This window comes from Streptomyces amakusaensis, from assembly GCF_039532665.1.
Taxonomy (GTDB): domain Bacteria; phylum Actinomycetota; class Actinomycetes; order Streptomycetales; family Streptomycetaceae; genus Streptomyces; species Streptomyces amakusaensis.
In genome coordinates this window covers 487247-505738 of the sequence record NZ_BAAASB010000004.1, presented here as the reverse complement: position 1 = coordinate 505738, position 18492 = coordinate 487247, and the positions used below count along the sequence as shown (strand labels likewise).

Below are 18492 nucleotides of genomic sequence, written 5' to 3'. Positions count from 1 at the left end.
CGGGTGACGCGCATTGAGCCGTACGCGTGTTGAGGAGCTGTGACAGAAGCGTGACCGCTGGGGTACCTGAGGTGGGTGAAGGGTGTACGGCCGTCCGCTTCCGTCACCGTCCGCTGCCGCCTACCGTGGGGTCATGGCACCCACACCGAACCCCTCGGCCCATCCCGAAGACGACCCCGCCGCCTATGTCGGCCTCTTGGCCGAGAGCGCGGAGCGGCTGGCCCGGCAGCGCGGCTGGAGCACCGTGCGCTCGCTGCCGCCGGGCGCGATCGTCACCCTGGAGTATCTGGCGGGGCGGTTGAACTTCGAGGTGAGGGGCGGCGAGGTGGTCCGCTCCTGGACGGGGTGAGCCGCCGCGGGCCGCGCGAGGCGAAGGCCCCGACCGCAGTGGTCGGGGCCTTCGCCCGTGGGTGTCGCGGATCCGCCGAGCGAGCCGCCGTCCGCCGTCAGCCGCCGGACGAGGGCCGTGAGGCCGAGGCGTGGTGGCCCGCCGGCGGGGCGGCCGGTGACCGCTCGGCCCGTACGGTGCGGGCACGCGGCCGGTCCCGCTGGGCGGTCGACCGCCCGCTCTGGCCCGCCCGCTGGCCGCCCGCCGCCACCGGCTCGTACAGCCTGCCGTCCGGCACGGGCTCCCGCTCCGGGGTTCCGGCCGCCGCCGGGGAGGGCGATCGGCGCTGGGAGACCAGCACCGGCCGGGGTCCGCCCGCCGCCACCGGCAGCGAGGGCACGAGCCTGCGGCGTGCCCGCCACCGCTCGCGCTGCGCGAAGATCAGGGCCTCGGTCCTGGCGATCAGCGGTTCGCACCACGGCAGTCCCAGCAGGATCAGCAGCCCGGCCGCCCAGCCGAGGAGCACATCGCTCAGCCAGTGCGTACCGAGATAGGTGGTGGTCAGACCGACCCCGAGCGAGACCGTCGCGGAGAGCGCCGACAGATAGCGCCGGGTCTTGGGGGTGGTGGCCAGATACGCCAGGATTCCCCAGGTCACCACCGCGTTGGCGGTGTGCCCGGAGGGAAATATATCGCCGCCGGCGAACAGCTCGGGAGAGCCGATCCGGGTGGCGTAGTGAGGGCCGAGCCGGCCGAGGCCGATCTTGACCGCGCCGACGGTCGCGTTGAGCAGCAACAGCGACACGCCGAGCACCAGCAGGGGCCGCAGGGTGTGCTGGCGCCAGGAGCGCCAGCCCAGCCAGGCGGCGACCATCACGGCCGTGGGGCCGCGTTGGCCGAGCACCACGAAGTAATCGAGATAGGGGTGCAGCTCCGGCCACTGCTGATAGGGCCGGAACAGCATGACCTTCCAGTCGATGAGCACCAGCCAGGTCGAGGCCAGTACGGCGACGACGATGGCGAGATAGAACGCAGACGTCCCGCCGAAGAGGGCGAGGCGAGTGCGGCTCATCCGCGGGATCTCTATCTTCGGCGGTTCCGGCTCTCGGTCCAAGCGGGCGAAGATGTCGGTACGCACCCTATCGACGTTACAGCGAGTGAGTGCGGGGCTAGGCCGATCCAGCGTCTTTGTGATGACGATGTGATGTGGAGTATGTCTCAGGCGTGATGGTTTATTTGGTGCCAACTCGGAAATCCCGGAGGTCACCCGGCCTATTGCTCATCCGCTCTGTTGAAGGGGCCTTTCGGCGGCGCGAATTGACGTTCACCACTCTGCCGTATGAATTCTTTCTCATCTCCGCCGCCGTCCCGGGCCCGGGCGGCAGTGCACCGGCGGCGACCCGGCGTGGCGCACGCCACACGCGACCGCCGCTCGGAACTCGCGTACGCTGACGGCTCACTCGCCCGTCGATGCCGGACCGCCCTGAGGGACCGTCCCCGTCCCCGGCTGGCCCGCCGAGCGCGAGGAGAGATCACTGGAGGTGTGCATGTCAGGGGCGACCACGGCCGCGGCACGATTGCGTGCGGCGGGCGGCGGCGGCAATCGCTGGGTCGTCCTTCTCGTCCTCTGTGTGAGTCTGCTGCTGGTCGCGCTGGACGCCACCGTGCTGCACATCGCGGTGCCGGCGGTCACCGAGGACCTGCGCCCCACCGGTGTCGAGCTGCTGTGGATGGTGGACGCCTATCCGCTGATCTGCGCCGCGCTGCTGATCCTCTTCGGAACGCTCGGCGACCGCGTCGGCCGCCGGCGGGTGCTGCTGCTCGGCTTCGGGATCTTCGGTGTCGCCTCGGCCCTCGCCGCGTTCGCCACCACCCCCGAGGTGCTGATCGCGGCCCGTGCCCTGCTCGGCCTCGGCGGCGCGATGATCATGCCGGCGACCCTCTCGATACTCCGCTCGGTCTTCCCCGACCGGCGGGAGCGGGCGATGGCCATCGGCATCTGGACCGCCGTCGCCGCCATCGGCGCGGCCACCGGGCCGGTCCTCGGCGGCTTCCTCATCGAGCACTTCTGGTGGGGTTCGGTCTTCCTCATCAACATCCCGCTGATGATGATCCTCCTCCCGGCCGGCCGCTGGCTGCTGCCCGAGTCGAAGGGCGGCTTCGACGGCCCCTGGGACGTGCTCGGCGCGCTGATGGCGGCGGGCGGAATCCTCGGCATCGTCCTCTGGGTGAAGCGGATCGGCGCCGGACACCAGCTGCTCGACCCGGCCACCGCCCTCCCGCTGCTGGCCGGCGCGGCGCTGCTGACCCTCTTCGTCCGCAGGCAGAGGCGCCGCAGGCACCCGCTGATCGACATCCGGATGTTCGCCGCGCCCGCCTTCTCCACCTCCGTCGGCTGCATCGTGCTCGCCATGCTCGCGCTGGTCGGACTCCAGCTGATCGCCGTCCAGTACCTTCAGCTGATCCTGGGGCTGGGCCCGCTGGAGACCGGGCTGAGACTGCTGCCGCTGACCTTCGCCGCGATGGCCGCCGGGGCGAGCGGCTCGTACATCCTGCGCCGTGTCGGCACCCGCCGCATGGTCGGCTGGGGCTTCGTGCTGACCGCCGGGGCGGTGCTGCTGCTGACGCTGATGGGCCAGCAGGACCGGCCGGTGCTGCTCACCACCGGATTCGTCCTGCTCGGATTCGGTCTCCAGACCACCCTGTTCGCGGCGTACGAGTCGATGCTCAGCGAGGCTCCGCCGGAGCACGCGGGCGGGGCCGCGGCGATCGGCGAGACCTCGTACCAGCTGGGCGCGGGCATGGGCACCGCGCTGCTCGGCAGTGTCATGAACGCGGCCTACGCCCCCGCGTTCCACTCGCTCGCCGGGGTGCCCCAGGGGGCCGCGTCCGCCGCCTCCCACTCGCTGGGCGAGGCCTATCAGGTCTCGGAGCGCCTGGGCGGCGCGGCCGGTGAGGCGCTGCGCGCCACCGCGCGCCACTCCTTCGTCGACGGTCTGCACATCACCCTGACGGTCAGCGCCGGACTGCTGCTGCTCGGCTCGCTCGCCGCGCTGAAACTGCCCACGATCATGGACTGCGGGCCCCGGGAGCGGGGTGCCAAGGCGGCCGGGACGGTCTGCCCGCCGCCCCGGCGGGGCGAACCGGCGGACCCCGAGGACCCGTGCGACGGCCCCCTCGCCGCGCTCCCCGGCACCGCCCTGACCGCCGGCCGCGAACCCGCCCCCTGTGTCGCCGACGCCTCCGGCCCCCCGCGCTGAACAGCCCCTCGTCCCCCGTCCGCTGAGACGCCCGGGGCGGGCGGGTCTGGACGGGTGGCACGGCGAACCGTAACGTCGGAGCCCGTGATCGACTGAAGCTGCCGAGCCGTCTGTCCAGCGGAGGCCCCCATGCCCGAGAGCCCGAAGCCCGCCCGCTTCGACGCCGCCGACCCGCTCGGCATCGACGAGCTGCTCACCCCCGAGGATCTGGCGGTCCGCGACACCGTGCGCGCCTGGGCCGCCGAGCGCGTCCTGCCGTACATCGCCGACTGGTACGAGCGCGGCGAGCTGCCCGGCATCCATGAGCTGGCCCGGGAGCTGGGCGCGATGGGCGCGCTCGGGATGTCGCTGAAGGGGTACGGCTGCGCGGGCGCGACGGCGGTCCAGTACGGACTGGCCTGTCTGGAGCTGGAGGCTGCCGACTCCGGCATCCGCTCCCTGGTCTCCGTGCAGGGTTCCCTCGCGATGTACGCGATCCACCGCTACGGCTCCGAGGAGCAGAAGCTGCGCTGGCTGCCCGGCATGGCGGCGGGGGAGACCATCGGCTGCTTCGCGCTCACCGAGCCCGACCACGGCTCGGACCCGGCCGGCATGCGCACCCACGCCCGGCGGGACGGCCCGGACTGGGTGCTGACGGGCCGCAAGACGTGGATCACCAATGGCTCGGTGGCCGGGGTCGCCGTGGTCTGGGCCCAGACGGACGAGGGCATCCGGGGCTTCGCCGTCCCGACCTCGCTGCCGGGCTTCACGGCGTCCGAGATCCGCCACAAGTGGTCCCTGCGGGCGAGCGTCACCAGCGAACTGGTCCTGGACGGGGTCCGGCTGCCCGCCGACGCGCTCCTCCCCGGGGCCGCCGGCCTCGGCGGCCCGCTCCGCTGTCTCACCCACGCGCGGTACGGGATCGTCTGGGGGGCCATGGGCGCGGCGCGCGCCAGCTTCGAGTCGGCGCTCGACTACGCCCGTACCCGTGAGCAGTTCGGCAGGCCCATCGGCGGTTTCCAGCTCACCCAGGCCAAGCTCGCCGACATGGCGGTGGAGCTGCACAAGGGGATCCTGCTCGCCCACCATCTGGGGGTGCGGATGGACGCGGGCCGCCTCCGCCCGGAGCAGGTGAGCTTCGGGAAGCTGAACAACGTCCGCGAGGCGATCGACATCTGCCGGACCGCGCGGACGGTGCTGGGGGCCAACGGGATCTCGCTGGAGTATCCCGTGATGCGGCACGCGACCAATCTGGAGTCGGTGCTCACCTACGAGGGCACCGTCGAGATGCACCAGCTCGTGCTGGGCAAGGCGCTCACCGGGCTGGACGCGTTCCGGTGAGCGGCCCCGCTCAGCTCTGGTTGTAGAAGCCGTCCTGGGGACGGCCCTGCGGCTCGCCGTTGACGACCTGGGTGTGCGCGGGGCTCAGCAGGAAGACCCGGGTGGCCACCCGCTCGATGGAGCCGCGCAGTCCGAAGGTGAGCCCGGCCGCGAAGTCGACCACGCGCTTGGCGTCGCCGGACTCCAGCGAGGTGAGGTTGACGATCACCGGGACGCCCTCGCGGAACAGTTCGCCGATGTTGCGGGCGTCCCGGAAGCAGGTGGGCGAGACAGTGGCGATCCGGCGGCTCTGGGCCTGGGCGGACTCGGAGGCGACGCGCACCCGGGGGTCGGTGACCCAGGCGTCGGCCGTCTCGGCACCCTCTGAGTACTCGGCGTACTCGTCGGCGTAGTAGCGCTCGTCGTTGTCCTCGACGAGTCCCAGCCAGGCGCTCGCCTTGCGCACAGATCCCATGGACGCCTCCTTCCACTGCGGTCCGCTCACTAGCGGTCTTTCGTCTTTCCTGTCCCTATCGTGGTCCATCATGCGGATCGCGCGCCAAGTGGATAGCCGCAGCGCAGGGGTTTCGTGACGGGACTGGTGCAGATGATGTGGTGGTTCGTCAGCTTTCTTCCCGTATGCGGGTGGTGATCCGCACAAAATATGAAAGTCAGTCCGGATGGGTGACGTCCAGGGCGTACGGGTGATCGATCCCTCGATACGATGCGGCCCGCACAATTGAACGACGCACGGGGGAAAACCATGTTCGGGATCGTCCGGCCCTGCGGCCATCGCCTCACCGACGGCCTCAGGGCGGAGTGGATGGCGCACCTCTGCGGCCTCTGTCTGGCACTCCGCTCGGACCACGGTCAATTCGCACGAGTGGTCACCAATTACGACGGCCTGATCATCTCCGTCCTGACGGAGGCTCAGTCCGAATGGACCCCCGCGGCCCGCCGCACCGCGGGCCCCTGCCCGCTGCGCGCCCTGCGCACCGCACCCGTCGCCCGGGGCGAGGGGGCCCGGCTCGCGGCCGCCGTCTCGCTGGTGCTGGCCTCCGCCAAGGTGCGCGACCATGTCGCCGACCGGGACGGGCTGCTGGCCCGCAAGCCGGTCGCCGCCGCCGCCCGCAAGGTCGCCGCGGGCTGGGACCGGGCGGGTTCGCGGGCGGGCGCGCGCGTCGGCTTCGACACCGCCGTACTCCTCGACGCGGTCGACCGGCAGACCGGGATCGAGGCCCTCGCCGGCCCCGGCACCCCGCTGCTGACGGTCACCGAGCCCACCGAGACGGCCACGGCCGCCGCCTTCGCGCACACCGCCGTGCTCGCCGGACGCCCCGAGAACGCCCTCCCGCTCGCCGAGGCGGGTCGTCTCTTCGGCCGCCTCGCCCATCTGCTGGACGCGGTCGAGGACCAGGGGGCCGACGCCGCCGCCGGGGCCTGGAACCCGCTCACCGCCACCGGGACCCCGCTCGCCGAGGCCCGCCGGCTCGCCGACGACGCCGTCCGCGGAGTCCGCCTCGCGCTGCGCGACGCGCGCTTCACCGACGGCCGGCTCGTCCACATCCTGCTCGCCCACGAGCTGGCCGCGGCGGTGGACCGGGCATTCGGTACGACAAGCTGCTCCCACCAGGGGCAGGTCTCGACGCCCGGTTCGCACCGAAGCGGACCGAACCACTCGTACGGGGGAGGCGGTCAGTACGGCGGGGCACACCCCGGTGACCCCAGTGGCCCCAGGACTCCCGGCGGGCCGGGCGGCCCCGGCGGGAGCGGCCGACCGCCCGCCGACGGACCCCGGCCCCCCTCGCCCCGGGGCTTCCTCGCGGGCTGCGCCGCGTTCACCCGGCTGCTGTGCACCTGCCGGCTCTGCTGCGCCAAGGAGTACGAGGGCCCCTGGTCGCGCAAGAAGCGCAAGGGCTGCTGCCGCGACGGCGACTGCGTCGAGTGCTCCTGCTGCTCCTGCGAGGGCTGCTGCTGCGCCTGCGACTGACGGCCCGCCGGGGCGTCAGGGCCTCGAAGCGCCCGTCTCCGTCTCCCCGGGCAGCTCCTTCTCGAACGACAGCAGACCGAGCGACTCCGGATCGGCGCGGACATCGAAGAGCGGGCGATAGCCGGTGGCCAGATACAGCCCCCTGGCCTCCGGCTGGCGCGGCCCGGTCGTCAGATGGATCCGGGTGTAGCCGTGCCCGGCAGCCTCCGCCTCCAGCACCCGCAGCACCTCACGGGCGAGCCCCCGGCGGCGGTGGGCGGAGTGCGTCCAGATCCGCTTCAGCTCGGCGGTGACGCCGTCGTACCGCCGGTACGCGCCGCCGGCCACCGGCCGCCCCCGCTCCAGCAGCAGCAGGAACGCCCCGTCGGGCGGGGCGAATTCGACGGCCGGATAGCGCGTCATGTCGGAGCTGTCCCCGTACCGGACGAGGTACTCGTGGGACAGCTCCTCCAGCAGGGGCCGCGCCAGCGGGTCGGCGGGCGTCGTACGGAGGACCGTCGTACGGGGTGCCGTCGTACGGAGAACCGTCGGGACGGAATCGACGGAATCGACGGAGTCGACGGGATCACGGTGCGGGGTGTACGCCATGCGGACCCTTCGAGTTCGAGGGAGTGCGGTCGGGGCGACGGTGCGGCGAGGGGAGTGGAGCGTGGTGCGCATCGCGGAGCAGGGTGACGACAGTGCCGTGACGGGGGTCGCGCGGCCCGCCGGACGCCGACGGCCGGTCCGGGAGGACCGGCGGCGGTACGTCAGGGGCGGGGCCGGGCGGGGAGGGGGGGCCGAAGGGCCCACGAGGCAGCGCGGTCGGCTCAACAGGAAGCGGACCACACGCGACCGAAGTCGATGTGGGAGCGCCTGACCAGCGGCTGCTGTGAAGACATGGCCCAAGTGGAACAGGCATCCGTTTTGGCGTCAACTGCCGTGAGATCAACGGCTCACAGTGTGGACACCCTTGACAGTGGACCCCGCCGAGCGCCTAGCCTCGGTCGGGGGTCGTGCTGAGGGGCGCGCTCCCCATCGCCTCGGCGCGCGCAGCGCGGACGCTTCCGGTGAAGACAGGCCCGTGTTCGATACACGCATCCACGGAGCCCTTCTATGGCCGCCCCTGCCGACGCCTTCTCCGCCTGCCCCCCGGCCCCGCCCGGTCCCACCGATGAGATCCGGCCACCCACAACCCCACCCCGCCGCGCCCGCAGGCCCGCCCCGCCCGCCCCGCCGTCCATCGCCGTCATAGGCGCGGGCCCGCGCGGGGCCGGCTTCCTGGAGCGGCTCGCGGCCAACGCGTCCGAGCTGTACGGGGACCTCCCGCTGGAGGTCCATCTCATCGACCCCCACCCGCCGGGCCCCGGCCGCATCTGGCGCGCCGACCAGTCCCCGCTGCTGTGGATGAACTCCATGGCCGAGGACGTCACCATGTTCACCGACGACACCGTCCGCCAGGAAGGACCCGTCAGACCCGGCCCCACCCTCGCCGAATGGGCCGGGGTCGACGGCCGCACCTTCTCCGCCCGCACCAGCCAGGGCTCCTATCTGCGCTGGTTCTACGAGCGGGCCGTGGCCGCCCTCCCGCCCTCCGTCACCGTCCACGAGCACCGGGCCACCGCGCTGCGCGTCACCGGACCGCGCGACGGCCCGCAGCGGATCTCGCTCGCGGGCGGGAGCCGGCCGCTCACCGCCGATCTGGTACTGCTCACTCTCGGCCATCTCGACGCCGAACCCGACGCCGAACAGCGCGCCCTCGCCGACTTCGCCGACCGCCACGGACTGCTCCACCTGCCGCCCGACTTCACCGCCGACAGCGACCTCGACCGCATACCCGCCGGTGAGCCCGTCATCGTCCGGGGCCTCGGACTCGCCTTCATCGACCTCATGGTGCTGCTCACCGAGGGCCGCGGCGGACGGTACGAGAACGGCGAGTACCTCCCCTCCGGCCGGGAGCCCGTCCTGTACGCCGGATCGCGGCGCGGAGTCCCGTATCGTACGAAGATCGGATACGACCTCGGGGGCGAACCCCCGCCGCTGCCACGCCACTTCGGCCCCGAACAGACCGCGGAGCTGCTGCGCCGGGGGCCGCTCGACTTCCGGCGGGACATCTGGCCGCTCATCGACAAGGAACTCGGCCACGCCCACTACCACCGGCTCTTCCACGCCCACCCCGAGCGCACCTCCGGCGGCGGCTGGGCCGCCTTCGACGAGAGGTACACCGCCGTCGAACCCGGCTCCCCCCGGCTGCGCGAACTGATCGCCGGAGCCGTGCCCGACCCCGCCGACCGGCTCGACCTCCTCGGTCTGGACCGGCCCCTGGCGGGACGGAGCTTCGCCTCGCACGAGGCGGTCCAGGACACGCTGCGCGCCCATGTCGAAGCCGATCTGATCCGCGCCCACGACCCCGCCCGCAGCCCCGACCTGGCCGTCTTCATCGGACTGCTCTCCGTCTACGGACAGCTGGTCCGGCTCGGCGACGTCGGCAACTGGTGGCACGGCTACTTCAGCTATCTCGCCTCCGGCCCGCCGGGACCCCGGCTGCGCCAGCTGCTCGCGCTCTCCCGCGCCGGGGTCGTCCGCTTCCTCGGGCCCGACACGGCCGTCGGCACGGACGAGCGGCGCGGGGTCTTCCACGCGGCCGGCGCCGGAGTGTCCGGCCCACCGGTGACGGCCCGGACACTCGTCGAGGCACGGCTGCCCGAACCCTCGCTGGCGCGCAGCGCGAGCCCCCTGCTGCGCGCGCTCCACGAGGGCGGGGCCGCGGGCACCCCCACCGGGCTGCTCGCCGTCGACCCGGCGGACGGCCGGATCCTGGACCGTACGGGAGCGTCCCACCCGCGCCGGTTCGCGCTCGGGCCGCACACCGACGGCCGCAACAGCGGGGCGTTCACCCGGCCCCGGACCGGCGGGGCGGCCTTCGGACAGAACGACGCCACGGCGCGCGCGGCGCTCACCCTGCTGCGCGAGCTGTCCGCCCGAGCCCACCCCTCCGCCTGACCCGCCCCGCCCGCTCCACCCCGACCGCCCGCACCACCTCGTACCGCCCGTGACCGGACACCCCTCCGGCCGCGGCGCTTCGACCGACCTCTTGCGCACCCACCGGTGAACCGACCATTCACCGGACCACCGCCCGTCGCGGGACCGACCGCCCGCGACGGCTCCGACCCCCCGGAGAGGCCTCCCATGTCCGCCACCCGCTCCCCTCATCTGGCCGTCGCCCTCGACGGCCCGGCGCACTGCGGCGCCGAGCACTACGCCGAACTCGCCGGGCTCGCCGAGCGCGGCGCCCTCGACTTCGTCACTCTCGGGGACTCCTTCGCCCGGCCCGGGCTCGACGCGCTCGCCGTGCTGGCCCGGCTCGCCCCCGGTACCCGACGGATCGGTCTGGTGCCGACCGTGACCACCACCCACACCGAGCCGTTCCACGTCTCCACCTCGGTGGCCACCCTCGACTGGGTCAGCCGGGGCCGGGCCGGCTGGTCCGTCGGGGTCTCCGCCACCGAGGCCGAGGCCAGGCTCTTCGGCCGCCGCCCCGCCGCCCCCCTGGACGCGCTCTGGCGGGAGGCGGGCGAGGTCGCCGACGTCGTCGCCCGGCTCTGGGACAGCTGGGAGGACGACGCCGAGATCCGCTCCACCGCGACCGGCCGCTTCATCGACCGCAAGAAACTCCACCACGTCGACTTCCAGGGCTCCTCCTTCCGGGTCCGGGGCCCGTCGACCGTGCCCCGGCCGCCCCAGGGCCGCCCGGTCACCGTCGTGGACCTCACCGGCACCGGGGAGCAGGGCCACCGGGTCGCCGCCGCCCACGCCGATGTCGTCCTGGTCCGGGCCGCCACCCCGGAGCGGGCGGCCCGGCTCCGCGCCGATCTGCACCGCGCGGCCGGGGCCCGCGGCCGGGACCCCCGGCAGCTGCGGGTGCTCGTCTCGATCGCCGTCGACCTCGGCGGGAGCGAGTCCGTCCCCCAGCCGGGGCTGGAGGCCAGACCCCGTACCGCCGCCCCCGTCGCGCACTTCAGCGGCGGCCCCGTCGAACTGGCCGAGCTGATCGCCCGCTGGCACCGGGCCGGGGCCGCCGACGGCTTCCATCTCGCCCCCATCGCCCCCCACCGGGACCTGGAGCGGATCGTCAACGGCACGGTCGCCCTCCTCCAGCACCGCAGCCTCTTCCGCACCTTCCACCCCGGCGGCACCCTCCGCGAACACCTGGGGCTCGCCCGGCCCGCCAACCAGTACGCCACCGCGCCCGGGGGAGGGGCCGCATGACCGCCTTAACCCGCGAACTCCACCTCGCCGCCCACTTCCCGGGCGTCAACAACACCACCGTCTGGTCCGACGAACGCTCCGGCAGCCAGATCGACTTCACCTCCTTCGAGCATCTCGCCCGCACCGCCGAACGCGGACTCTTCGACTTCTTCTTCCTCGCCGAAGGGCTGCGGCTGCGCGAGCACAAGGGCCGGGTGCACGATCTCGACGTGGTCGGCCGCCCCGAGTCGATCACCGTGCTGAACGCGCTCGCGGCCGTCACCGACCGGCTCGGACTCGCCGCCACCGTCAGCGCCACCTTCAACGAGCCCTATGAACTCGCCCGCCGGCTGGCCTCCCTGGACCATCTCAGCGGCGGCCGGGCCGGCTGGAACGTGGTCACCACCTCCGACGCCTTCACCGGCGAGAACTTCCGGCGCGGCGGCTATCTGGACCGGGCCGACCGCTACCGCAGGGCGGAGGAGTTCCTCCACGCCGCCCGGAAGCTCTGGGACTCCTGGACCCCCGACGGCGCGGCGCGCCCCGTCGAGCACACCGGCGCCCACTTCACCATCGAGGGGGAGTTCACCGTACCCAGGTCCCCCCAGGGGCATCCGGTCGTCATCCAGGCCGGGGACTCCGCCGAGGGGCGCGACTTCGCCGCCGCCTCGGCGGACGTGATCTTCAGCAGGCACGGCACGCTGGAGGCGGGCCGCGCCTTCTACGCCGACGTCAAGGCGCGCCTCGCCGCACACGGCCGGCACCACGACGACCTGAAGATCATGCCGGGGGTCACCTTCGTCCTCGGCGACACCGACGCCGAGGCCCGGGAGCGGGCCGCCGAGATCCGCCGGCAGCAGATCTCCCCGCAGAACGCGATCCTCGCCCTGGAGCAGATCTGGGGCCGGGACCTCTCCTCGTACGACCCCGACGGCCCGCTCCCGGAGACCGACCCGGAACCGGACTCCGCCCTCGCCCAGGGCCGGGTGAGAGCGGGCGACCCCTTCGAGGTCGCGGCCCGGTGGCGGGCCCTGTCGGAGGCGAAGGGCCTCTCGATCCGGCAGACCGTCATCGAGGCCACCGGGAGGCAGTCCTTCGTCGGAACCCCGCGGGCGGTCGCCGAGGAGATGCGGCGCTTCGTCGACCTGGGGGCGGCCGACGGATTCATCCTCGTACCGCACATCACCCCCGGCGGACTCGACGAATTCGTCGACCGCGTGGTGCCCCTGCTCCAGGAGCGCGGAGCCTTCCGGACGGGCTACTCCGGCACGACCCTCCGCTCCCATCTGGGGCTCGCCGAGCCGATATGGAAAGGTTGAGAGCATGACCACCCAGGCACAGAGACCGGCCGAGGACGGCAGCGACGAGCCGCAGGAGTGGCGGAAGTGGCACCGGCGGCGGGTGGAGACCATCACCGCGCCGTACGGGCCGCTCTCGCTCACCGGCACACACTGGCTGGAGGACCACCCGGACGGGCGGATCCCGCCGGTCCCGGGCACCTGGACGGCCGACGGCGACGAGGTGGTGCTCACCGCCGGGCCCGCCGACGGGCTCACCCTCGACGGCAAGCCGTTCACCGGGACCGCCCGGCTCACCGCCCACCACGGACCCATCCCCGAGGCGCCGGTCGCCCACGGGGACCGGCGGCTCGTGGTGCTGCGCCGCGAAGGGCTCTGGGCGGTACGCGACTTCGACCCGGGCTCCCCGGCGCGCGCCGCGTTCACGGGCATCGAGGCCACCGGGTACGACCCCCGCTGGACGCTGCCGGGGCGTTTCCTTCCCTACCCGGAGCACCGCAGCGTCCGGGTGGCCAACGCCGACGGGCGCGAGCGCGGGCTCGGCCTCGCGGGCGAGATCGTCTTCGTGCTCGACGGGGAGGAGCACCGGCTGCACGCGGCCGTCGAGGACGACGGCTCGCTCTGGGCGGTCTTCTCCGACACCACCGGCGGGGACACCAGCTACCGGTTCCGCTTCCTGCGCCCGGCGGCCCCTGCCGAGGACGGCTCGGTGACCGTCGACTTCAACCGGGCGCTGCTGCCGCCCTGCGCCTTCGCCGACCACTTCATCTGCCCGTTCCCGCCGCCCGGGAACACCCTCCCGGTCGCCGTGGCGGCGGGGGAGCGCGTCCCGCTGGGCGGCTGACCCGGCCGCCGCGCCCTCTTCGCTCCCCCTTCCGCCCCCGGCCGCCTGCGCGCCGCCGGGGGCGGTGCTCCGTCCCCGATGCCCCGAACGACCCCGGAACGGGGGAGTACGCGCCCCCGGCGCAGGGAAGGCCGTCTGCGGGCCGCGGCGACGGGGCCCGGCGTCACGGAGCGCCCCGGGGACGAGGCCCAGGGGCCCAGAGACGGGGGCGGGGACATGAGGCGGATCGGGATCACCGGCCACCGGTTCATCCCCGAAGGGGCCGGCGGACACATCAGGGCCCGGCTGCGCGAGGCGCTCCACGGCCACGAGGGGACGCTGGAGGCGTACTCCAGCCTCGCCGTCGGCGCGGACCAGATCTTCGCGGACGTCGCGCTCTCCTGCGGGGCCGAGCTGACGGCCGTGATCCCCAGCGGCGACTACGCGGACGGCTTCACCGAACCGGCCGAACTCGCCCGCTTCCAGGAGCTGAGGGGGCGCGCGACCAGGGAGGTCCGGCTGGCCTTCCCGCACTCCACGGACGAGGCGTACTACGCGGCGGGGGCGTACATCGCGGACCACTGCGACCGGCTGTTCGCCGTCTGGGACGGCTGCCCGGCGCGCGGGCTCGGCGGCACGGCCGACATCGTCCGTTACGCCAGGGGCCGGGGCACCCCGGTGACCGTCATCTGGCGCGAGGGCCTGAAGCGCCCCTGACCCCCGGTCTCCCGCCCCTCCCTCAGCTCCGGTGCCGGACCAGCCAGTCCGTGTGCTGCGGGGACACGATCCGCTCCGTCTCATAGACGGCGGACGGCCACTGCGCCTCGGTGACCGTGGTCTCCATCGCCGTGTGCATCGCCGCCAGATCCTCCTCCACCAGCGAGTGCGCGGCGATCAGCGGCTGGTGCCGGCGGATCTCGGACCAGGCCAGAGCCGCCGCCGCAGCCGCCGAGAGCACCCCCGCCGCGCCCGCCGGGCCGGTGAGCGAGAAGGCGCGCAGCAGGGAGACGAAGAGCGCCCCCAGGGTGAGCAGGCCGATCGAGAGCGACCACAGCAGCGTCGCCCGGCGGGAGTTCTCCGCGCTGCGGTGGTACCAGTTGCGCTGTTCGATCAGCCGGTCCCGGACGAAGGTCTCCCGGCGGGCGGGGTACGGCTCCGCGCGCAGCCGCCGCATGGCCGGGGTGACCAGCTCGGCGGCGGCCAGCTCGGGCAGGGTGTTCCGGGGGTCCCGCCAGCCCACTTTGGCGAGTTCCCCGAGTCCGTCCCCGAGCCGTTCGGCGAAGGCCGCGTCGGGATCGCCCGATCGGGCATCGAAAGGTGCTCCATGCACGGAATAGCGCCAGCACAGTGATTTGATGAACTCGGCCGCCGAGCGATTCAGTTGCCATTGCGACTTCGCGCCGCGCTTGGAAGCGCGGTAGCCCAGCAGGAGCACTCCGGCGTACGCCAACGCCCCCAGCACGCCCGGGAGTTGGACGGAGCCGCCCACCGTGAGCGACGACGGCAGCGCCGCCGCAGCGGCCCCCGCCACCAGCAGCAGCAGGGAAATTCGGGTGGATCCGACGGATTCCCGCTGACGGGCGATGGCTAGGGAGTCGGTGTGGTGGAAGAGGGCGGGGAGATCGCTGTTGCGGAATACGATGCTCCCCGTTGCACCAGGAAACCCGCTCATGTGTCCCCCTGACTGCTGCATGCCTTCACTCTTTAGGTGGAATGACCCGTTCTGGAGCCGCCTGTGAGAATGTGACGAACTCTTTCGCGCCCTGTCCCCGAGCTGAGTTGCCGACAGTGGCCATGAGAGTAAAGTCGTGCCGCCACCACCGCAATGGTGCGTGGTGAACAGCGTTGGGACACAAGATCAAAGGACGGCCCCCCATGACGATTCAGACCATCCCGGCCTTCGCCGCCGCGAAGAAGAACAGAGTTCCCCTGGCGCAGATCGACGTTCGCGGGGCGGAGGCGGCAAAGAGGCTCGCGCGGGTTCTCCCCACGACGGGCGAGCACACCGTACGCTCCGCCACGTTCAACTCGGCTCTCTAGCCCGGTCTTCCGCCGCTCTGCCCCTAGACTGGCGGAATGAAAGGACCGCTGGTCCCGTTCCGCGAGATCGTCCTGAAGGTTCACAGCAGGTGTGATCTCGCGTGTGACCACTGCTATATCTACGAACACGCCGACCACAGCTGGCGTAACCGTCCCAAGGCAATCTCCGACGAAGCGATTTCCTGGACAGCTCTGCGACTGGCCGAGCATGCCAAGAGCCATGCCCTGCCCTCCGTGTCAGTGATCCTGCACGGAGGGGAGCCTCTGCTCGCCGGTCCCGGCCGGCTCCGCCGGGTGTGCGAGGAGCTGACCGCCGCTCTCGACGGCGTCGCGGAGCTGGATCTCCGGATCCACACCAATGGGCTCCAGCTCAGCCCCCGCTATCTCGATCTGTTCGACGAGTTCGGCGTCAAGGTGGGCATCTCCCTCGACGGCGACCGCGCCGCCAACGACCGGCACCGCCGCTTCGCCGACGGACGCACCAGCCACCCCCTGGTCCTGCGCGCCGTCGAACTGCTGCGCCAGGAGCGCTACCGCCATCTCTACCTCGGTCTGCTCTGCACGGTCGACATCGCCAACGACCCCGTCGCCGTGTACGACGCCCTCGCCGAACTCGCCCCGCCGCGCGTCGACTTCCTGCTCCCGCACGCCACCTGGGAGAGCCCGCCGCCCCGGCCCGACGGCTCGCCCACCGCGTACGCCGACTGGCTGCTGACCGTCTTCGACCGCTGGGACGAACGCGGCAGGACCATCCCCGTACGCCTCTTCGAATCCGTCCTCTCCACCCTCACCGGCGGCCCGGGGCTGACCGAATCGCTCGGTCTGGCCCCCACCGACCTGGTCGTCGTCGAGACCGACGGCGCGCTGGAGCAGGTCGACTCGCTCAAGAGCGCCTACGACGGGGCCGCCGCCACCGGCTTCGACGTCTTCACCCACCCCTTCGACCTGGTGGCCGGCCACCCCGGGGTCAGAGCCCGCCAGCTCGAACTGGCGGGCGTCGGCGAGACCTGCCGCACCTGTCCCGTCGTGCGCTCCTGCGGCGGCGGTCTCTACGCCCACCGCTACAGCGCCCACCGGGAATTCGACAACACCTCCGTCTACTGCGGAGACCTCGAAGCCCTCGTCCGGGGCATCGAGGCGCGCGACGCCGAGGCCCTCACCCCCGCCGCCGTGACCGATCCGGCCGCCCTCGCCGCCGAACACCAGAACCTCACCCTCACCCTTCTCGCCTCCCTCCACCGCGAACTGGACGGGCGGGGCGGCGAGGAGTGGGACCGGGCCTGGCGGCTCGCGCTCGCCCTCGACCCCGGCGGCCCGGCGCTCGACGCCCTGCTGAGCCACCCCTACACCCACACCTGGCTGCGCCGCACCCTCACCGGGCTCGCCGCCGGACACCCGGGGGCCACCGCCGAGGCCCTGCGGCTCCCCGCCCATCTCGCCGCCGCCCTCATCACCGCCGGCGACCCGGCCGACCCGGCCGACCCGGCCGTCCCCGTCCCGGTCCCCGTCCCGTACGAGGACGGACTCCTCGAACTGCCCGCGCTCGGCACACTGCGCCTCTTCCCGCCCGGCCCCCGCTCCCGGGGCGAAGCCCTCGTCACGGCCGAGGCGGACGGATTCACCGTGACCGCCGAGGGCCGGGGCCCGCTGCGGGTGGCCCCGGGCGTCGAGACCGCCGACTGGCGGCCCGTACGCGTCATCGGCGGCGGCGGCGGCGGAGACGGAGACGGCGGCGGAGTGCCCCCGCTCCGTCTCGACGACCTCGACCCCTGCCGGGACTGCTTCGACGCCCCCGCGCTGCCCCGGCTGGATCCGGCCGAGGCCGACCGCTGGGACCGCCGGCTGACCGGGGCCTGGGCGCTGCTGCGGACGGCCGCCCCCGCCCGGGCGGCGGAACTGGCCGGCGCTCTGACCACCCTGACCCCGCTGGCACCTGGGGGAACACCGGTTTTTGGCCGGCCGGCCACGCGTGAGCCGGGCGTACGCGGGCACGGTTATGGAGCGCTGGGAATCGCCCTGCCCGCCACCGACCGGGAGCTGGCGATCGCGCTGCTGGGCGCTTTCGGGCGGGCCAGGCTGAACGCGCTGCTCGAAGTGGCGGATCTCTACGCACAGGACGGCTGGTGGCGTCATCCGGCGCCCTGGCAGGAGGGGGAGGTCCCGGTGTCGGAACTGCTGGCGGGAGTCTGCGAGAGAGTGGCTCTCGCGCCCTTCGACCCCGAGGGCGCGCACCAGGCCGCGCAGGGGCTGAAGATCCTGGAGGGCGCGCCCGAACCGACCGTCGCCGGGCGGCGGCTGCTGGCCGAGCTGAGGCGGGAGCTGGACGCCACCGTCGGTCCGTATGGCTCGGACGGTGCGAGCGCCTCGGGCGGTCCGGACGGCCCCGGCGGGGAGCCGGGCCATGCCTGAGCCGGGGCGCGCGAGCCCCCGGGAGCAGGAGCGCCTCACCCGCTCCCTGCGGGCCCTGGGCGTGGCCGAGGGCACGACCCTGCTGGTGCACGCCGCCCTGCGAACCACCGGACTCCACTCCGACACCCTCAGGGACGCGCTCCTCGACGCCCTCGGCCCGGACGGCACCCTGGTCGCCCCGGCCTTCACCGAGGCCAACTCCGACACCTCCGACGCCTACCGCGCCCTGGTGGCCGGTCTGACGCCCGAGGAGACCGAGACCTTCCGCCGGAACATGCCCGCCTTCGACCCGGCCACTACCCCGAGCCAGGGCATGGGCCGGCTCGCCGAGTCCGTCCGCACCGCCCCCGGGGCCGTCCGCAGCACCCATCCGCAGACCTCGTTCGCGGCCGTCGGCCGGCGCGCCGGGGAATTGCTCTCCGGTCACATCCTCTCCTCCCACCTCGGTGAGAACTCCCCTCTCGGCGCTCTCTACCGGACCGATGCACGCGTATTGATGATCAATGTGGATTTCGACGTCTGCACCGCCTTTCATCTCGCCGAGTACCGGACCAATGCGCCCCTTCGGTCGTATCGTTGTGTAGTTCTGTGCCCCGACGGGGGTAAGAAATGGACGGAGTACGACGACGTCCGTCTGGACGAGAGCGATTTTGGTGCGATCGGCGCCGCGTTCACGTGGGGCATGGAACAGAAGGGGCTGCTGAGAGGCAGGCCCACCAGACTGTTCTCGGTCCGGGCCGCCGTCGATCACGCCGTGGCCTGGATGACGGAGAAACGGCGCTGATTGACCGAACAGCGGGGAGACGGGATGTGTCGGG

The 18492-nt window shown here is 73.1% G+C and carries 16 protein-coding genes; 12 read left to right on the top strand and 4 right to left on the bottom strand.

Features of this window, described 5'->3' with window-relative positions:
* The first annotated feature begins 133 nt into the window (after nt 1–133).
* Nucleotides 134–349: an I78 family peptidase inhibitor gene (locus ABD371_RS09765; protein ID WP_344474913.1), complete on the top strand. Its 216-nt coding sequence runs from the start codon at nt 134–136 to the stop codon at nt 347–349.
* 97 nt (nt 350–446) lie between these two features.
* Here ABD371_RS09765 and ABD371_RS09760 read toward each other — a convergent pair whose 3' ends face one another.
* Nucleotides 447–1466 (bottom strand): phosphatase PAP2 family protein, encoded by a 1020-nt coding sequence (locus ABD371_RS09760; protein WP_344474911.1) that lies wholly within the window; start codon nt 1464–1466, stop codon nt 447–449.
* Nucleotides 1467–1875: 409 nt separating this feature from the next.
* Here ABD371_RS09760 and ABD371_RS09755 point away from each other — a divergent pair, with 409 nt between their 5' ends.
* Together ABD371_RS09755 and ABD371_RS09750 are read left to right on the top strand one after the other, a co-directional pair.
* The gene (locus ABD371_RS09755; RefSeq protein ID WP_344474909.1) at nt 1876–3588 is read left to right on the top strand and encodes an MFS transporter; all 1713 of its coding nucleotides are present in this window, start codon (nt 1876–1878) and stop codon (nt 3586–3588) included.
* 129 nt (nt 3589–3717) lie between these two features.
* Entirely contained in the window at nt 3718–4908 is a 1191-nt protein-coding gene (locus ABD371_RS09750) for an acyl-CoA dehydrogenase family protein (protein ID WP_344474907.1), read from the top strand.
* Nucleotides 4909–4918: 10 nt separating this feature from the next.
* On the opposite strand, the gene ABD371_RS09745 is transcribed toward ABD371_RS09750, so the two are convergent.
* On the bottom strand, nt 4919–5362 hold the full coding sequence (locus tag ABD371_RS09745; RefSeq protein WP_344474905.1) for a cell division protein SepF: 444 nt from the start codon (nt 5360–5362) through the stop codon (nt 4919–4921).
* A gap of 288 nt (nt 5363–5650) precedes the next feature.
* Between ABD371_RS09745 and ABD371_RS09740 the strand changes: the two genes are divergently transcribed.
* A complete protein-coding gene (locus ABD371_RS09740) occupies nt 5651–6877 on the top strand; it encodes a DUF5685 family protein (protein ID WP_344474903.1) in 1227 nt (408 codons plus the stop codon).
* Between the two features lie 15 nt (nt 6878–6892).
* On the opposite strand, the gene ABD371_RS09735 is transcribed toward ABD371_RS09740, so the two are convergent.
* Nucleotides 6893–7465, bottom strand: coding sequence for a GNAT family N-acetyltransferase (locus ABD371_RS09735; RefSeq protein WP_344474901.1), 573 nt, complete (start codon nt 7463–7465; stop codon nt 6893–6895).
* Nucleotides 7466–7972: 507 nt separating this feature from the next.
* On the opposite strand from ABD371_RS09735, the gene ABD371_RS09730 reads away from it, so the two are divergent.
* From ABD371_RS09730 to ABD371_RS09710, 5 genes are all read left to right on the top strand, one after another.
* The gene (locus ABD371_RS09730; RefSeq protein ID WP_344474899.1) at nt 7973–9859 is read left to right on the top strand and encodes an FAD/NAD(P)-binding protein; all 1887 of its coding nucleotides are present in this window, start codon (nt 7973–7975) and stop codon (nt 9857–9859) included.
* A 186-nt stretch (nt 9860–10045) separates the two neighbouring features.
* Complete coding sequence (locus tag ABD371_RS09725) at nt 10046–11125, top strand: LLM class flavin-dependent oxidoreductase (RefSeq protein WP_344474897.1); 1080 nt, start codon at nt 10046–10048, stop codon at nt 11123–11125.
* Entirely contained in the window at nt 11122–12423 is a 1302-nt protein-coding gene (locus ABD371_RS09720; protein WP_344474895.1) for an NtaA/DmoA family FMN-dependent monooxygenase, read from the top strand. The genes ABD371_RS09725 and ABD371_RS09720 overlap by 4 nt, the downstream gene beginning before the upstream one ends.
* A 4-nt stretch (nt 12424–12427) precedes the next feature.
* Nucleotides 12428–13246, top strand: coding sequence for a DUF1684 domain-containing protein (locus tag ABD371_RS09715; RefSeq protein WP_344474893.1), 819 nt, complete (start codon nt 12428–12430; stop codon nt 13244–13246).
* A gap of 216 nt (nt 13247–13462) precedes the next feature.
* On the top strand, nt 13463–13942 hold the full coding sequence (locus ABD371_RS09710) for a hypothetical protein (RefSeq protein ID WP_344474891.1): 480 nt from the start codon (nt 13463–13465) through the stop codon (nt 13940–13942).
* A gap of 22 nt (nt 13943–13964) precedes the next feature.
* Here the strand turns inward: ABD371_RS09710 and ABD371_RS09705 are convergent, their stop codons facing one another.
* The gene (locus ABD371_RS09705) at nt 13965–14897 is read right to left on the bottom strand and encodes a DUF4231 domain-containing protein (RefSeq protein WP_344474889.1); all 933 of its coding nucleotides are present in this window, start codon (nt 14895–14897) and stop codon (nt 13965–13967) included.
* 203 nt (nt 14898–15100) lie between these two features.
* On the opposite strand from ABD371_RS09705, the gene ABD371_RS09700 reads away from it, so the two are divergent.
* From ABD371_RS09700 to ABD371_RS09690, 3 genes are read left to right on the top strand one after another with little or no spacing between them, the layout of a single operon-like run.
* Nucleotides 15101–15265: an FXSXX-COOH protein gene (locus ABD371_RS09700; protein WP_190124504.1), complete on the top strand. Its 165-nt coding sequence runs from the start codon at nt 15101–15103 to the stop codon at nt 15263–15265.
* Between the two features lie 36 nt (nt 15266–15301).
* Nucleotides 15302–17674: a radical SAM/SPASM protein FxsBH, inactivated beta-hydroxylase extension form gene (fxsBH, locus tag ABD371_RS09695; protein WP_344474886.1), complete on the top strand. Its 2373-nt coding sequence runs from the start codon at nt 15302–15304 to the stop codon at nt 17672–17674.
* Nucleotides 17667–18458 carry an AAC(3) family N-acetyltransferase gene (locus ABD371_RS09690; protein WP_344474884.1) on the top strand — a complete coding sequence of 264 codons (792 nt, stop codon included), beginning with the start codon at nt 17667–17669 and terminating at the stop codon, nt 18456–18458. Before fxsBH ends, ABD371_RS09690 begins: the two co-directional genes overlap by 8 nt.
* The last annotated feature ends 34 nt before the right edge of the window (nt 18459–18492 follow it).

What these genes read in the sequence shown, in the direction of transcription:
- ABD371_RS09750 (WP_344474907.1), top strand. Translation starts at nt 3,718, where the DNA reads ATGCCCGAGAGCCCGAAGCCCGCCCGCTTCGACGCCGCCGACCCGCTC.
- ABD371_RS09765 (WP_344474913.1), top strand. Translation starts at nt 134, where the DNA reads ATGGCACCCACACCGAACCCCTCGGCCCATCCCGAAGACGACCCCGCC.
- ABD371_RS09700 (WP_190124504.1), top strand. Translation starts at nt 15,101, where the DNA reads ATGACGATTCAGACCATCCCGGCCTTCGCCGCCGCGAAGAAGAACAGA.
- fxsBH (WP_344474886.1), top strand. Translation starts at nt 15,302, where the DNA reads ATGAAAGGACCGCTGGTCCCGTTCCGCGAGATCGTCCTGAAGGTTCAC.
- ABD371_RS09730 (WP_344474899.1), top strand. Translation starts at nt 7,973, where the DNA reads ATGGCCGCCCCTGCCGACGCCTTCTCCGCCTGCCCCCCGGCCCCGCCC.
- ABD371_RS09725 (WP_344474897.1), top strand. Translation starts at nt 10,046, where the DNA reads ATGTCCGCCACCCGCTCCCCTCATCTGGCCGTCGCCCTCGACGGCCCG.
- ABD371_RS09740 (WP_344474903.1), top strand. Translation starts at nt 5,651, where the DNA reads ATGTTCGGGATCGTCCGGCCCTGCGGCCATCGCCTCACCGACGGCCTC.
- ABD371_RS09715 (WP_344474893.1), top strand. Translation starts at nt 12,428, where the DNA reads ATGACCACCCAGGCACAGAGACCGGCCGAGGACGGCAGCGACGAGCCG.
- ABD371_RS09720 (WP_344474895.1), top strand. Translation starts at nt 11,122, where the DNA reads ATGACCGCCTTAACCCGCGAACTCCACCTCGCCGCCCACTTCCCGGGC.
- ABD371_RS09755 (WP_344474909.1), top strand. Translation starts at nt 1,876, where the DNA reads ATGTCAGGGGCGACCACGGCCGCGGCACGATTGCGTGCGGCGGGCGGC.
- ABD371_RS09745 (WP_344474905.1), bottom strand. Translation starts at nt 5,362, where the DNA reads ATGGGATCTGTGCGCAAGGCGAGCGCCTGGCTGGGACTCGTCGAGGAC.
- ABD371_RS09705 (WP_344474889.1), bottom strand. Translation starts at nt 14,897, where the DNA reads ATGAGCGGGTTTCCTGGTGCAACGGGGAGCATCGTATTCCGCAACAGC.
- ABD371_RS09735 (WP_344474901.1), bottom strand. Translation starts at nt 7,465, where the DNA reads ATGGCGTACACCCCGCACCGTGATCCCGTCGACTCCGTCGATTCCGTC.
- ABD371_RS09710 (WP_344474891.1), top strand. Translation starts at nt 13,463, where the DNA reads ATGAGGCGGATCGGGATCACCGGCCACCGGTTCATCCCCGAAGGGGCC.
- ABD371_RS09690 (WP_344474884.1), top strand. Translation starts at nt 17,667, where the DNA reads ATGCCTGAGCCGGGGCGCGCGAGCCCCCGGGAGCAGGAGCGCCTCACC.